The organism is Nakamurella alba (assembly GCF_009707545.1).
GTDB lineage: Bacteria > Actinomycetota > Actinomycetes > Mycobacteriales > Nakamurellaceae > Nakamurella > Nakamurella alba.
In genome coordinates, this window is record NZ_WLYK01000002.1 from 88,369 (window position 1) to 102,891 (window position 14,523).

At 72.7% G+C, this 14,523-nt stretch carries 13 protein-coding genes; 5 read left to right on the plus strand and 8 right to left on the minus strand.

The genetic code is table 11. From position 1 onward, the window contains the following. Positions 1-205: 205 nt before the first annotated feature. From GIS00_RS09050 to GIS00_RS28890, 7 genes are all read right to left on the minus strand, one after another. A complete protein-coding gene (locus tag GIS00_RS09050; protein ID WP_322097752.1) occupies positions 206-1,558 on the minus strand; it encodes an acetyl-CoA carboxylase biotin carboxylase subunit in 1,353 nt (450 codons plus the stop codon). A gap of 72 nt (positions 1,559-1,630) precedes the next feature. Next, positions 1,631-3,205, minus strand: a complete 1,575-nt coding sequence (locus GIS00_RS09055) for an amino acid permease (RefSeq protein WP_322097753.1) — start codon at positions 3,203-3,205, stop codon at positions 1,631-1,633. Positions 3,206-3,446: 241 nt separating this feature from the next. Then, positions 3,447-4,634 carry a mannose-6-phosphate isomerase, class I gene (gene manA, locus GIS00_RS09060; RefSeq protein WP_456094172.1) on the minus strand — a complete coding sequence of 396 codons (1,188 nt, stop codon included), beginning with the start codon at positions 4,632-4,634 and terminating at the stop codon, positions 3,447-3,449. Next, positions 4,625-5,857 (minus strand): hypothetical protein, encoded by a 1,233-nt coding sequence (locus GIS00_RS09065; RefSeq protein WP_154768125.1) that lies wholly within the window; start codon positions 5,855-5,857, stop codon positions 4,625-4,627. The genes manA and GIS00_RS09065 overlap by 10 nt, the downstream gene beginning before the upstream one ends. Continuing rightward, a complete protein-coding gene (locus GIS00_RS09070; RefSeq protein ID WP_154768126.1) occupies positions 5,854-6,057 on the minus strand; it encodes a Trm112 family protein in 204 nt (67 codons plus the stop codon). Before GIS00_RS09070 ends, GIS00_RS09065 begins: the two co-directional genes overlap by 4 nt. Before the next feature lie 200 nt (positions 6,058-6,257). Then, entirely contained in the window at positions 6,258-7,640 is a 1,383-nt protein-coding gene (locus GIS00_RS09075) for a phosphomannomutase/phosphoglucomutase (RefSeq protein ID WP_322097754.1), read from the minus strand. Positions 7,641-8,184: 544 nt separating this feature from the next. Beyond that, complete coding sequence (locus tag GIS00_RS28890) at positions 8,185-8,523, minus strand: DUF3499 domain-containing protein (protein ID WP_407666811.1); 339 nt, start codon at positions 8,521-8,523, stop codon at positions 8,185-8,187. Positions 8,524-8,964: 441 nt separating this feature from the next. Between GIS00_RS28890 and GIS00_RS28895 the strand changes: the two genes are divergently transcribed. Beyond that, a complete protein-coding gene (locus tag GIS00_RS28895) occupies positions 8,965-9,339 on the plus strand; it encodes a metallopeptidase family protein (RefSeq protein ID WP_154768331.1) in 375 nt (124 codons plus the stop codon). A 479-nt stretch (positions 9,340-9,818) separates the two neighbouring features. Here GIS00_RS28895 and GIS00_RS09090 read toward each other — a convergent pair whose 3' ends face one another. After that, the gene (locus GIS00_RS09090; RefSeq protein ID WP_196073221.1) at positions 9,819-10,061 is read right to left on the minus strand and encodes a WhiB family transcriptional regulator; all 243 of its coding nucleotides are present in this window, start codon (positions 10,059-10,061) and stop codon (positions 9,819-9,821) included. Positions 10,062-10,720: 659 nt separating this feature from the next. Between GIS00_RS09090 and GIS00_RS09095 the strand changes: the two genes are divergently transcribed. The 4 genes from GIS00_RS09095 (at position 10,721) to GIS00_RS09110 (ending at position 14,457) form a co-directional block, all read left to right on the plus strand. After that, entirely contained in the window at positions 10,721-11,488 is a 768-nt protein-coding gene (locus tag GIS00_RS09095; RefSeq protein WP_154768128.1) for a site-2 protease family protein, read from the plus strand. Between the two features lie 85 nt (positions 11,489-11,573). Beyond that, a complete protein-coding gene (gene cofD / locus GIS00_RS09100) occupies positions 11,574-12,572 on the plus strand; it encodes a 2-phospho-L-lactate transferase (RefSeq protein WP_322097757.1) in 999 nt (332 codons plus the stop codon). Beyond that, positions 12,569-13,912: a coenzyme F420-0:L-glutamate ligase gene (locus GIS00_RS09105; protein ID WP_154768129.1), complete on the plus strand. Its 1,344-nt coding sequence runs from the start codon at positions 12,569-12,571 to the stop codon at positions 13,910-13,912. Before cofD ends, GIS00_RS09105 begins: the two co-directional genes overlap by 4 nt. Continuing rightward, complete coding sequence (locus tag GIS00_RS09110; protein ID WP_154768130.1) at positions 13,909-14,457, plus strand: NUDIX hydrolase; 549 nt, start codon at positions 13,909-13,911, stop codon at positions 14,455-14,457. Before GIS00_RS09105 ends, GIS00_RS09110 begins: the two co-directional genes overlap by 4 nt. Positions 14,458-14,523: the final 66 nt, after the last annotated feature.

Here is a 14,523-nt window from a genome sequence, read left to right on the forward strand (position 1 = left end):
CCCGGGGGAGCTCGGTCCGGTACCTCGCTGCGGGCCGCACCGAACCTACCCACACCGTCTGCCATGCACAAACAGGTCCGGCGAGCGTGTTCCACCGGTCCCCCGGCACGGCGGCGACGGTGACGGTGTCACGGCCTCGTCACGGCCGGGCGGTCCGGTCACCGCCGTATCCGGCGGCGACCGGAACCCGGACCCGGGGGACCGGTCAGCCACGCATCCGGCCGACGATCCCGGTGTCGTACTCCCCCGAGACGAACTCCGGGTGATCGAGCAGCTCGGCGTGGAACGGCAGGTTGGACTTCGGGCCGACGACGGTGAACCCGGCCACGGCGGCGCGCGCCCGCTCCAGTGCCTGCGCCCGATCGGCGCCGTGCACCACGAGTTTGGCCATCAGCGAGTCGTACGCGGGGGTGACCGTGGTGCCGGCGGCGTAGCCGGCGTCCACCCGGACGCCGGGGCCGGACGGTTCCACCCACTCCCGGATCGCGCCCGGGCCGGGCAGGAACCGCTTCGGGTCCTCGGCGTTGATCCGCAGTTCGATCGCGTGCCCGGTCACCTGCAGCGCCGCCGGATCGAAGCCAGGGTCCTCACCGGCGGCGACCCGCAGCTGGGCCTCGACCAGGTCGATGCCGAGCACCTCCTCGGTGATCGGGTGCTCGACCTGCAGCCGGGTGTTCATCTCGAGAAAGAAGAACTCCGCGGGCCGGTCGCCGTCGGCAGGGCTGAACAGGAACTCGACGGTTCCGGCTCCCTGGTAGGAGACCGCCTCGCCGGCCAGCCGCGCGGCGGCCAGCATCCGCTCGCGCATCGGGGCGTCCAGGGCCGGCGACGGGGTCTCCTCGGCGACCTTCTGGTTGCGCCGCTGCACCGAGCAGTCCCGCTCCCCCAGCGCCAGCACGGTGCCGTCCGCCAGCCCCAGGATCTGCACCTCGACGTGCCGGACCCGCGGGTAGTAGCGCTCGACGAACACCGACGGGTCACCGAACAGCCGACCGGCGAACCCGGTGACCTTCTCGTACTCGACGGCCATCTGCCCCGGGTCGGTGACCACCGCCATGCCCATCCCGCCGCCGCCGGCGGAGGCCTTGATGATCACCGGGTAGCCGAACTCCGCCGCAGCCGCGGACGCCGCCTCCGCGCTGGTCACCGGGTCCTCGGTACCCGGCGCGACGGGGACCCCGGCCGCGGACATCAGGTTGCGGGCGGCGATCTTGTCGCCCATCGCGGTGATCGCCTCCGGCGACGGGCCCACCCAGACCAGCCCGGCCTCCACCACCCGGCGGGCGAAGTCGGTGTTCTCGGAGAGAAAGCCGTACCCGGGATGCACTGCGGCGGCACCGGTCTCGCGGGCGGCGGCCAGCACGGCGTCGACGTTGCGGTAGCTCTCGGCCGGGTTCGCCGGGCCGATCAGCACGGCCTCGTCCGCCTCGGTGACGAACGGCAGGTCGGCATCGACGTCGGAGTGCACGGCGATCGTGCGCAGTCCCATCGCCTTCGCCGTGCGGATCACCCGCCGGGCGATCTCCCCGCGGTTGGCCACCAACAGTGAATCGAACACGCCCGTCCTCTCGTTCGGCCCGGGACGCCCCGGTGCGTCCCGGGTTCGCCCGGGCCCAGCCACGATAGGCGGTCAGTCCCGTTCGCGCCGGTCGCCGAATCCCGGATCGAGGTCGCGCTGCGCAGCCAGGTTCGCGTCGAGCTCCTGGCCGGCGAGGACGGAGCCACCCTGCTTGCCGAGCCTGGAGTGCCGTCGGCCGTACAGGAAGTAGACGATGACGCCGATGGCCATCCAGATCAGGAACCGGATCCAGGTGATGGCGGTCAGGTTGATCATCAGCCAGAGGCAGGCGATCACCGCCAGGATCGGGATGACCGGCATCAGCGGCACCTTGAAGCTGCGCGGCAGGTCGGGCCGGGTACGGCGGAGCACGATCACGCCGATGGACACGAGCACGAAGGCGAAGAGGGTGCCCACGTTGACCATCTCCTCCAGCACCCCGATGTCCGAGACCCCGGCGATGATCGCGACGACCACCCCGACACCGACCGTGATCCGCACCGGCACACCACTTCTCGGACTGACCGACCCGATCCCCCTGGGCAGCAACCCGTCCCGGCTCATCGCGAAGATGATGCGGCTCTGGCCGAGCATCAGCACCAGCACCACGGTGGTCAGGCCGGCCAGCGCCCCGATCGCGATCACCTTTGCCGCCCAACCGTTCCCGACCAGGGAGAAGGCACTGGACAGGGTGGCGTCGTCGCCGGGCAGCTCGGTGTAGCTGACCATCCCGGTCAGCACCACGGTGACCAGCACGTACAGCACGGTGACGATCACCAGCGAGCCGAGGATGCCGCGCGGGACGTCCTTGCCGGGGTTGCGGGTCTCCTCCGCGGCGGTGGCGACGACGTCGAACCCGATGAAGGCGAAGAACACCAGGGATGCCGCCGACAGCACACCGAACACGCCGAAGCTGGACGGCGCGCCACCGGTGATCAGCTGCAGCAACGGCTGTTCCAGGGTGCCGGCGGCGGTCCCGCCGTCGGCACCGCCGTCCGCGGGGACGGCCGGCGGGATGAACGGCGACAGGTTGTCGGCCTTGAAGTAGAAGAAGCCGACCACGATCACCAGCAGCACCACGGCGACCTTGATCGCGGTGATGATCGCGTTCGCCCGGGCCGAGACCTTCGCGCCGGTGGTCAGCAGGCCGGTGATCACCAGGACGATGAGCATCGCGCCCCAGTCGAGGTCGAACCCGATGTCGACGGTGGTGGTCAACGACCCGCCGAACTCGGCGAACAGGTCCGACAGGTAGAGCGACCAGCCCTTGGCCACCACCGACGCGCCCAGGGCGAGCTCCAGCACCAGGTCCCAGCCGATGATCCAGGCGATCAGCTCGCCGAGGGTGGCGTAGGAGAAGGTGTAGGCGGACCCGGCCACCGGGACGGTGGAGGCGAACTCGGCGTAGCAGACGGCCGCCAGGCCGCAGGCGATCGCGGCGATGACGAAACCGAGGGACACCGACGGCCCGGCGGTGGTGGCAGCGACCCGGGCGGTCAGCGTGAAGATGCCCGCGCCGATGACGACGGCGACGCCGAAGACGGTGAGATCCCAGGCACCCAGCGACCGCTTGAGCTTGTGCCCCGGTTCGTCGGTGTCCTGGATGGACTGCTCGACGGTCTTGGTGCGCCAGACACCCCTGCCCACGACGGTCTCCCTCCGGCCGGAACTGTGCAGCACGGCACCGGTCGGCGCCGTCGCGGTGGTCGGAGTTCCCGGCCGGGGCAGGGTTCAAGCGGACCCGGGCAGGGTCCGGGCCGACCGGACGATCGCCGGCGCCCGCCGGTCCGGGAGCCGCCGCCGGGCAACGGCACTCGAGGTCGGCACTCGGAGCCGGCACCACCGGTGCGGGAACCCGGTGCGGGAACCCGGTGCGGGAACCCGCCGGTCAGAGCCCGTCGGTGGCCCGGTACACGGTGCCGTGGCCGCCGAGCACCACGTCGTGGTCACGCGCCGGCACCCACACCGACTGCCCCTTGGGGACGTCGAGGGTGCTGCCCCCGGAGGCCAGGGTGACGGCGCCGTCGACCACCAGCACCATCTGCGGGCCGTCGTGCCGTACCGGGACGGGGGCTCCGTCGACGGTGATCCGGGACAGCCGGAACTCGGGGACCGGCGTCGGGTACACGACCTCGGCGCCGGCCGACTCGCCACCCAGGATCTCCACCGGGCCGGCCGAGAAGTCCAGCACCTTCATTAGTTCCGGCACGTCGACGTGCTTGGGGGTGAGGCCGCCGCGCAGCACGTTGTCGGAGTTGGCCATCAGCTCGACACCGACACCGGACAGGTAGGCGTGCAGGTTCCCGGCGGACAGGAACAGTGCCTGCCCCGGGGCCAGCACCACCCGGTTGAGCAGCAGCGAGGCCAGCACCCCCGGGTCGCCGGGGTAGCGCTCGCCCAGCTCCAGCGCGGTGCGGTACTCGTCGGCGAACGTGCTGCCCTGCTGCACCCGCGCGACGCAGGCCGAGAGCACCGCGCCCAGCATCGGTTCCATCAGCGAGGACGGGATGGTCAGGATCGAGGAGAACAGCGCCCGCACCCCGTCGCTGTCCGGCTGGCCGGACAACAGGGACAGGTAATGGTCGAGCTGCGGCACACCGAGCTCGGCGAGCAACTCGACGGTGACCGCGGGGTCACGGAACCCGCAGAGCGCGTGGAACTCGGTGAGCGCGCAGATCAGCTCGGGCTTGTGGTTGCGGTCGCGGTAGTTGCGGTGCGAGGAGGACAGCGGCACCTGCGCCTTCTCCTCGGCGTCGTAGCCGAGCCGGGCCTGCGCGATCGAGGGGTGCGCCTGCAACGAGAGCGGTTCCGCCGCCGCCAGCACCTTGAGCAGGAAAGGCAGCTGCCCGAACCGCTCGGCGACCCGGGACCCCAACTCCCCCACCGGGTCCGCCTCGATCGCGGCCAGCAGGGTGATCTGCTCGGAGCGCAGCAACGCGGACGGATCGCCGGGGTGGGCGCCCATCCAGAGCTCCGCCTGCGGATGCGGCGCCGGGCTCGGTGCCCCGAGCAGCTCGGCGATCGCCGTCCGGGATCCCCACGCGTACGGGCGGATCCGGTTGGACATCACATCCACGTCTGGTCGCTCTCTCTCGTGCTCCCGTCCGGGTCGGCGGGCGCGGGTACCGGGCGCAGGTCCCAGCGGGTGCCGGCGGACCGGCCGAGGCCCGCCGGGTGGTCGTCGGGCCAGGGCGCTCCCGTGGCGACGGCCAGGTAGGCCGCGGTCGCGTCCAGCACGCGTCCGGCGGTGAACACCCGGGCCCACGGATCCTCCGGTCCGGCGGTGCGGGGCGGGGCTGCTTCCGCGAATCCCTGACCGGCCGGTGGGAGCACCGTACCGTCCGGCACCGCCTGGGCCGTCGCCCAGCCGTCGAGGTGGTAGGCCGACGGGACGGCCCGGCGCAGTCCGGAGACGAGCGCCGCCGCGGCCCGGTCCGGACCGGTCGGATCGGCGGTGGACACCAGCACCGGCTGCACCCGCTGCGCCGCGTCGTCGTCGAACGGGTCGGCGAAGATGTCGCGCTCCGACCCGATCCGGGCGAGTACCGGGGGCCGGCCGACCGCGCGCGCGGAGGGCAGCACCCCGCCGACGATCCCGGCCAGGCCGGTCAGCACCGCCGCGCCGTGCGCCAGCAGGGCATCGGCCGCGGCGTCGGCGCCGACCAGCAACGGCGTCCCGCCACCGAGGTGCTCGGCGAGATTGGCGGCCGGGTTGAGGAAGGACTCGGCGGAGGGATGCAGGGCCGGGGCCCCGGCGTCCAGCAGGTCGGCCAGGGCGTCCAGGTCGGGCTGCGCGCCGAGACCGGCCGCGGCGGCGACCGCGGCGAGCAGCGCCCACCGGGACGGCGCGGCGAGGAGTTCGGGCAGGGCGAGCTCGGACGGCAGCAGGGCGGGCCGGGTGGCGTCCGCGACCGGGCCCTCGGCGGCGGCGCGGACCACCGTCGTCGCGCCACGACGCAGCGCGACGGCGCCGGCCGCCGCACTGCGGGCGTCGTCCACCGACCCGGCGAGCACCACCACGACGTCCAGGGCGCCCACCCAGGCCGGCAGGTCGGCGGCCGCGACGACCGGCGCGGGCGCCGGGCCGAGCACCGCGGACAGCAGCGCCACGTCGATCGGGGCGGACGGGCCGATCACCACCAGGGAACGCGGCCGGTCGACGGTGGGCAGCCGGTCCCGCTGGCCCGAGACGACCCGGACCTGCGCACCGGCGTAGCCCAGGGCGGCGAGCAGCCGGCCGTGGTCGGCCTGCTGCAGGGCCTCCGGGTCGCGCAGGGCGGAGAGCCCGGGACCGCTCACGACGCGCCCCGGTCGGGTGTGATCGCGTCCTCGAGCAGCAGCACCGGGATGCCGTCCCGGACCGGGAAGATCCGGCCGCACTCGGTGCAGGTCAGCGCCTGCGCGTCCGGGTCGTCCGGGGAGCCCTCGACCAGCGGGGCATGATGCTCCGCCGGGCAGGCGAGCACCGACAGCAGCACCGGATCCAGCTGCAGGGCCATAAGACAACCACCTCTTCCGTGTACGGAACCGGGTGGAGCTGCCCGATCGGGCACGTGTCCGACCGGCGCGGCGACACGACCGGGCACCTGCCCGACGGTCGGCCGCTCGATCGTGCACCACCGGTTCCGCGTCCAGTCTGGCATTCCCCGGGCGTCGTGCGCGTCGGGGATGCCACCGGGAAACAGCGTTCCGGGCCGGGTCAGGACCGGATGAGGGCCAGGATCTCGTCGCGCAGCTGCGCCATCTGCGCGGCGTCCGCGGCCTCGACGTTGAGCCGGAGCAGCGGCTCGGTGTTGCTGGCGCGGACGTTGAACCAGTTGCCGTCCGGCAGGCTCACCGTGACGCCGTCCATGTCGTCGACATCTGCGTCGTGCGCGGCAGCCCACTCCCGTACCGCGGCCACCCGGCCCGGCACGTCGGCCACCTCCGAGTTGATCTCGCCGGAGGCCGCGTACCGGGCGTACTCGGCCACCAGCCCGGACAGCGGACCCTGCTGGCCACCCAGCGCCGCCAGCACGTGCAGCGCGGCGAGCATGCCGGTGTCGGCGCGGAAGAAGTCCTCGAAGTAGTAGTGCGCGGAGTGCTCACCACCGAAAACCGCTCCGGTGCGGGCCATCTCGGCCTTGATGAAGGAGTGGCCGACACGGGTCCGGACCGGGTTGCCGCCGAGCGCGGTGACCAGCTCGGGGACCGCCCGGGACGTGATCAGGTTGTACAGGATGGTGGCGCCGGGGGCCTTCGCCAGCTCCCGGCTCGCCACCAGCGCGGTGATCGCACTCGGCGAGACCGCCTCACCGCGCTCGTCGATCACGAAGCAGCGGTCGGCGTCGCCGTCGAAGGCCAGGCCGATGTCGGCGCCGGTGCGGCGCACCTCGGCCTGCAGGTCGACCAGGTTGGCCGGCTCCAGCGGGTTCGCCTCGTGGTTGGGGAAGCTGCCGTCGAGCTCGAAGTACAGCTCGTCGACCTGCAGCGGCAGACCGTCGAAGACGGCCGGCACGGTGTACCCGGCCATCCCGTTGCCGGCATCGACGACCACGCGGAGCGGCCGGATCCCGGACAGATCGACGAGGGAGCGGAGATAGGCGGCGTAGTCGCCGAGCAGGTTGCGCTCGGACACGGTGCCGGGCACGTCCGCCTCGGGGGCCGGGGCCCCGTCGAGCACCGCCTGGGCGCCGTCGCGGATCTGCGCGAGCCCCGAGTCCAGGCTCAGCGGCACGGCTCCGGCCAGGCACATCTTGATCCCGTTGTAGCGGGCCGGGTTGTGCGAGGCGGTGAACATCGCACCGGGCAGCTCGAGCACGCCGGACGCGAAGTACAGCAGGTCGGTGGAACCGAGCCCGGCCATCACCACGTCGAGTCCGGCAGCGGTGGCACCGTCGGCGAACGCAGCCGAGAGCTCGGGCGAGGAGTCGCGCATGTCGTGCGCCACCACGACGACCTTCGCCTCGCCGGCGACCAACGTCGCGAATGCGCCGCCGAGGGCACGGGCGGCGTCGACGGTCAGCTGGCTGCCGACCAGACCGCGCACGTCGTAGGCCTTGACGATCTGCGACAGGTCGACCCTGCCCGGTGCGTCCAGCACGCCTCTGCTCCTTCTGTCCGGATCCCTTGTCGGGACGGCCTTCTCGCGGATCTTCCCGCCGTTGACTGTCGGTACTGCTTCTCGGTACTGCCGGCGATCGATGCCCCCGGTGATCCGGCACCGCGTCGGTGTCCCGTGGTGCTTCGGAACGTCAACGTCTTCGGATGCCGGAACGTCGCTGTGATGTTCGCGGTGGTGCGATGCCGTTGCGATCGACACCACTGCCGGGCCGCACCGCGGTTGACAGGTGCGGCTTCGCAATCGCACTGAGCCTATCGGGCGAACGCCGTCCGCAGCACAGTTCTCGCTCACACCCGGTCGGGTGAACCCTTTCGGGAACGGGCTCGCTCCGCGTCACCGGGACGCCCCGGAGCAGTCCGGGTGCGTCGCGCCCCGGGTGTGCCGCGAACGGGTCGGCCCGGCGCCGGACGTCCGACTGGAGTTCAGTCGGAATTCGGCGGTAGGAAGAGCAGCGGCAAGAACAGAAGCAGCAAGAAGTGCGGAAGCAAGGAAGCCGGCAGCGAGGAGTGCAGCGGCGAGGTGCTCAGTCGCGGACGACGCGCAGGTGTCCGCGACGGCCGGTGACCTGGTGCTCGTTCTCCGCCGGGCGCTCGATGCGGCCGGCCTCGCGGACGGCGTTGGCCAGCGCCTCGAGATCGTCCGGGCCGGGGCCGACCGGGCCGAGCTCGGCGTCCGGACGCACGACCTCCCAGCCCTTGGGCGCGGTGAGCCGGAGCGCATGCCGCGAGCAGAGGTCGTAGGAGTGCGGTTCGGCCGCTGTCGCCAGCGGACCCACCACGGCGGTCGAGTCGGCGTAGGCGTAGGTCAGGGTCGCGACAGCGGGCTCCATGCACCCGGTCCTGGAACAACGTCGCGATCTCACCCGCCGCACGTTAGTGCACCTGTGTGCCGCGCCCGTTCGCGGCACGCCGGACTCGTACACTTCGCTCCCATGCCCCCGCCTGCCGCACCCGGACCCGACGCCACCGGGCCTGACGGGACCGGGCGCCCGAACGGTGGGGCCGACGGTCCCGAGGCCACAGCGGCCGGCGGTTCCGAATTGTCGGGTGCCCCCGCGGGACGTTCCGTCGGGCGGGCTGCCGGTGCCGATCGTTCCGTCGGGTCGGCAACCGGTGCCCTCGGACCCGGCGCGTCCGAGACCGGTGGTGCCGCACGTGATCGGGTGGTCGCGGCCCCGGCCGGTACCTCGGGAACCGAGGCGGCCGCAGCGGAGCGGGATCCCGAGCGGGCCCGCGAGCACGCCGCCGGCCGGCGGGCCCGGGTGCGACGGGACCGGCACGGCCGCGGGCTGCGCACTCCTTTGATGCGGGCGGACCTGCCCGGCGCCCGCACCCGGGCCGAGCAGTTCGACCAGGCCGTGCTCGATGCCGCCGCGGAGATGGAACTGCGCTGGCCCAAGGACATCGCATCGATCGACTTCGCCGTCGACGACGTGCCGCCGGTCCCGGCCGGGCCGATCGTGCCGCACCAGGACATCGTGCTCGACGGCGGCGTGCCGCTCACCCGGTTCACCCCGCCGGGCGTCGACTCCCGGGGACGTGCCACCCGGGCCCGGATCGTCGTCTACCGACGTCCGCTGGAACTGCGGGCCGGGGATTCCGGTGACCTGGCCGACCTGGTGGCCGAGGTGCTGGCCGAGCAGATCTCGGCAGTGCTCGGCGGCGGCGACGCGGGTTAGGGCTGCGGGAGTCCTGCAGATCCGTTGCCGTCAACCTCACGGGACGTGGCGCAGCGCACCGGATCAGGCAAGCCCCTCGGACCGATGGTGGGCCCCACCGGGGATGTCGGCAGATCTGTTGCTGTCAGCCACGCCGAACGTGGCGCAACGCAACGGATCAGGCAAGGCCCCCGGCAGACGTGGGCGCAGCCGCGGGCTTCCGGCAGACCTGTTGCTGTGGGCCCCGTGGGACGTGGCGCAATGCACCGGATCAGGCAAGCCCCTCGGACTGATGGTGGGCCCACCCGGTGATGTCGGCAGATCCGTTGCTGTCAGCCACGCGACACGTGGCGCAACGCACCGGATCGCTCGTGGTCGACAGGCCCGTCAGCACATCCCGGTCACTGGTGATCCGTCCGCCGGTCGCAACGCGGCGGTCTGAACCCGGCTCGGAAGGCTCGGTCCGGCCCCACCCGCCGCGCGGATCAGACGGCGCCGGATCAGACGGCGCGGCGCTTCAGCTTCCGACGCTCGCGCTCGGACATCCCGCCCCAGATGCCGAACCGCTCGTCGTTGGCCAGCGCATAGGACAGGCACTCGGCCCGGACCTCGCAGCCGGTGCAGATCTTCTTCGCCTCGCGGGTCGATCCGCCCTTCTCCGGGAAGAAGGCCTCGGGATCGGTCTGCGAGCACAGTGCCCGTTCGTGCCATTCGTTCTCGTCCGGTTCCTGGGCGTCGGGCAGGCCGAGGAAGTGGACCGTGGCATCCCCCAGGTTCGACACGCGTCGAGTCCTTTCGCCATGGTGGGCCGGTGGTCGTCCAGGAGCGTTCCCCACGCCGGTCCCTCGGGATCGGGCTCGGGACGCTCCTGTCGTGAAAGCCGCGGCCAGCTCGCGCCGGACACCCGTGAATCACATCGATGTGATTACACAGGTGTGTCCCGCAGCGAGTCAAGCCGGTCTCGTGCTATTTCCGGCTTTCCCCTGATCGTGCGGACAAGATGACCGCGAGCAATCGGGTGAACACGCTACGTGGATCGATGGCACGAAACCGGCGGCCGAACGCCGTACAGCGCAACCGGCGGCAGCCGAATCATCGGAACGCGATCCACCCGGCACACGACCGGCCCACCGCCGACCCACCGACGCCGCGCTGCGGATGCCTCGATCGGCGGTCGCGGTTCGTTCCGGGTCCTTCTGGCCACACGGGCCGTCGCTTTTTCGGCCCGGGAGCGGGCCAGCGGGCCGACGTGAACCCTTCGCAGGTCCGGATACGTTCGGGCAGGACTCTGCCGGCCGGCTCACTGCGCGGGCCGTCCTTCTCCGGGCGCATTGTGTCGACCGCTGCCCGGGCCGCGGCCCCGCCTGACGGCAGGGAGCCCACCGCACGGGACACTGGCCGGATGACCGGAGCTCTCCGCCGCCCCGCCGTGGGCGCCCTGATCTTCCCCGGCGTCCTGCTCGTGGGCATCGTCGCCGGCCTGTTGGCCGACGGCGGGAACACGCCGCTGGGGGTGTGGGTCTTCCTCACCGTCATCGCCGGCTGGGTGGTCAGCCTGTGCCTGCACGAGTTCGCACACTCGGTGGTCGCACTGGCCGGCGGGGACACCAGCGTCCGGGCCCGCGGCTACCTCACCCTCAACCCGCTGCGTTACACCGACCCGGTCTTCAGCCTGATCATCCCGCTGGTGCTGCTGGCCGTCGGCGGCATCCCGCTGCCCGGCGGCGCCGTGCTGATCGAGAGCCACCGGCTGCGGTCGCGGGCCTGGTCGTCGCTGGTGTCCGCGGCCGGACCGCTGACCAACTTCGTCCTCGGGGTGATCTGCACGCTGGCCGCCGGTTCCATGGTGGGCAGCAACTCCTTCACCGGGCTGGCCGCCGCGCTGTCCTTCCTCGCGGTGCTGCAGTTCGTCACGGCGATCCTGAACGTGCTGCCGATCCCCGGCTTCGACGGGTTCGGCATCCTCTCCCCCTACCTCTCGCCGCAGTTCAACCGGCGGATCGCACCGATCCGCCCGTGGGCACCGCTGATCCTCTTCGCGCTGATCTGGACGGTCCCGCAGATCAGTGCCGCACTGTTCAGCCCGGCCTTCGGGCTGTTCGAGCTCTTCGGCGGCGACGAGTACGCAGCGGCGGTCGGGCAGAGCCTGTTCCAGTTCTGGCGGTTCTGACACCGGAGGTTCTGAGCCCGCGGACGGGGCCGCCCGGTCGCCGCCGGGACCGGGCCGCATCCCGGGTCTGGCAGGATCGGACGCCGTGAACATCACCGTGCTGACCGGAGGGGTCGGCGGCGCCCGTTTCCTGCTGGGGGTCAAGGAGTTCGTCGGACTGCCCGCGTTCGGCGGCCCCGACTCGCCACCCGCGCCGGAGGGTTCCGGCACCGTCACCGCGGTGGTCAACACCGCCGACGACATCCGGCTGCACGGCCTGCAGGTCTGCACCGACCTCGACTCCTGCCTCTACACGCTGGCCGGCATCTCCGACCTGGAGCGCGGCTGGGGCCGCAAGGGCGAGACCTGGTCGGTGTCGGAGGAACTCGCCGGGTACGGCGCGGAAGCGCCCTGGTTCTCGCTGGGTGACCGGGACATCGCCACTCACCTGATCCGCACCCGGATGCTGGACGCCGGCTACCCGCTCGGCCAGGTCACGGCGGCCCTGGCCGCCCGCTGGCGACCGGGCGCGACCCTGCTGCCGATGACCGAGGACCGGGTCGAGACCCACGTGGTGGTCGACGATCCCGAGGCGCAGGACGGTTCGCTGGTGGCCCTGCACTTCCAGGAGTGGTGGATCCGGTACGGCGCCGCCCTGCCCGCGCACTCCATCACCCCGATCGGCGCGGAGGAGTCGCGCCCGGCACCCGGGGTGCTGGACGCCATCGCCGGGGCCGACCTGGTGCTCTTCGCCCCGTCCAACCCGGTGGTGTCGATCGGCACCGTGCTCGCCGTGCCCGGGATCGCCGACGCCGTGCGGGCGACATCCGCTCCGGTGGTGGGGGTCTCACCGTTGATCGGCGGGGCGCCGGTGCGTGGTCACGCAGATTCCTGCCTGGCCGCGATCAAGGTGGACAGCACCGCGGAGGCCGTCGGGCGGCACTACGGCGGGCGATCCGAGGGCGGCCTGCTCGACGGCTGGCTGATCGCCGAATCGGACTCCGCGACCATCCCCGGGGTGAAGGTCGGCCGCGCACCGCTGCTGATGACCGACCCGTCCGCGACCGCCGCCATGGTCGCCGCCTGCCTGGAGCTGACCCGATGACCGGACCCGGTCCCGCCCCCGCCGCCGACGGCCTGCAGGTGCTGCCCGTCCGCGGGCTGCCCGACTTCCGGCCGGGCGACGACCTCGCCGGAGCCCTGGCGGAGGCCGCACCGTGGCTTCAGGACGGCGACGTGCTGGTCGTCACCTCGAAGGTGCTGTCCAAGGTGGAGGGCCGGCTGGTCCCGGCCCCGTCCGACCCGGAGGCGCGGGATGCGTTCCGCCGGGAGCTGATCGACGAGCACACCGTGCGCCTGGTGGCGCAGATGGGCCGCACCAAGATCGTCGAGAACAGCCTCGGCATCGTCGCCGCCGCGGCCGGCATCGACGCGAGCAACGTCCGGACGGACGAGATCGCCCTGCTGCCGGTGGATCCCGACGCCTCGGCCGCCGCGCTGGTCGCCGCGTTCGCCGACCGCGGCCTGCGGGTGGGCGTGGTCGTCACCGACACCCAGGGTCGGGCGTGGCGCAACGGCGTGACCGATGTCGCCATCGGCGCCGCCGGACTGCCGATCCTGGACGACCACCGGGGTGGGGTGGACGAGTTCGGCAACGAGCTGGTGGTGACCCAGGTCGCGATCGGCGACGAGCTCGCCGCCGCCGGAGACCTGGTCAAGGGCAAGCTGTCCGGGGTGCCGGTGGCCGTGCTGCGGGGGCTGGACGCGCCGGGCGGCGTGTTCGACGGTGCCCGCAGCCTGATCCGCGGGCCGGAGGAGGACCTGTTCCGGCTGGGCACGGACCTGGCGATCGAGCGCGGCCGCCGGGAGGCGGTGCTGCTGCGCCGGACCGTCCGGTTCTTCACCGGGGAGCCGGTCGACGACGAGGTGCTGGCCCGGTGTGTCGGGATCGCGCTGACGGCGCCGGCGCCGCACCACACCCGGCCCGTCCGGTTCGTGCACGTGCGGGAGAAGCGGCAGGAGCTGCTCGACGCGATGGCGCAGCAGTGGCGCACCGATCTGGCGGCGGACGGCTGGGATCACGAGCGCATCGAGCGGCGGACCGCGCGCGGCCGGGTGCTGGCCGATGCGACCGAGATCGTGGTCCCGTTCGTCACCGGCGACGGCCGGCACGACTACCCGGACGACCGCCGCCGGTCCGCGGAACGCACCATGTTCACCGTCGCCGGCGGTGCCGCGGTGCAGGCGTTGCTGATCGCGCTGGCCGCGGAAGGCCTTGGCTCTGCCTGGATCTCGTCGACCATCTTCGTCCCGGACGTGGTCCGGCGGGTACTCGACCTGCCGGACGACTGGGAACCGTTGGGCGGCATCGGGATCGGGCAACCGGAGGACGGCTTCGCACCGCGTCCGCCGGTGGTGCCGGGCGATGCCTGGGTGCAGCGATGACCCACGCCGAGCTGCACGCCGACGCCTTCGCGACGCTGTCCGCCTGGACACCGCCGTCGCACGGCCAGTTCTCGCTGCGGGAGGCCTATCTCGGGTTCCTCGCCGCCCGGCCGGACGCCACCGCGCGATCCTGCGCGCCGGGGCACCTGACCGCCAGCGCGGTGGTGATGTCGGCCGACCGCCGCTCGGTGCTGCTGACCCTGCACCCGCGGGTCGGCCGCTGGCTGCAGCTGGGCGGGCACTGCGAGGACGGCGACTCCTCGCTGGCCGCCGCAGCCTTCCGGGAGGCCACCGAGGAATCCGGGATCGACGGCCTGGTCATGGATCCCGCGCCGCTCGACCTGGACGTGCACCCGATCACCTGCTCGCTGGGCATCCCCACCCGGCACTTCGACGTCCGGTTCCTGGTCACCGCACCGCCCGGCGCGGTCGCGGTGATCAGCGACGAGTCCGACGACCTCCGCTTCTGGCCGGTCGACGCCCTCCCGCCGGGAACCGACGCCTCCGTCACCACCCTGGTCGCCGCCGCCGTCGCCCGCGGCTGAGGCACCTTCGGGCACCGGATCCGGGACCTTTCCCGTCGCCCACCGATGCCTTCGGTCCCGGATCCG

What these genes read in the sequence shown, in the direction of transcription:
- GIS00_RS09095 (WP_154768128.1), top strand. Translation starts at nt 10,721, where the DNA reads ATGACCGGAGCTCTCCGCCGCCCCGCCGTGGGCGCCCTGATCTTCCCC.
- GIS00_RS09110 (WP_154768130.1), top strand. Translation starts at nt 13,909, where the DNA reads ATGACCCACGCCGAGCTGCACGCCGACGCCTTCGCGACGCTGTCCGCC.
- GIS00_RS09105 (WP_154768129.1), top strand. Translation starts at nt 12,569, where the DNA reads ATGACCGGACCCGGTCCCGCCCCCGCCGCCGACGGCCTGCAGGTGCTG.
- GIS00_RS28895 (WP_154768331.1), top strand. Translation starts at nt 8,965, where the DNA reads ATGCGGGCGGACCTGCCCGGCGCCCGCACCCGGGCCGAGCAGTTCGAC.
- GIS00_RS09070 (WP_154768126.1), bottom strand. Translation starts at nt 6,057, where the DNA reads ATGGCCCTGCAGCTGGATCCGGTGCTGCTGTCGGTGCTCGCCTGCCCG.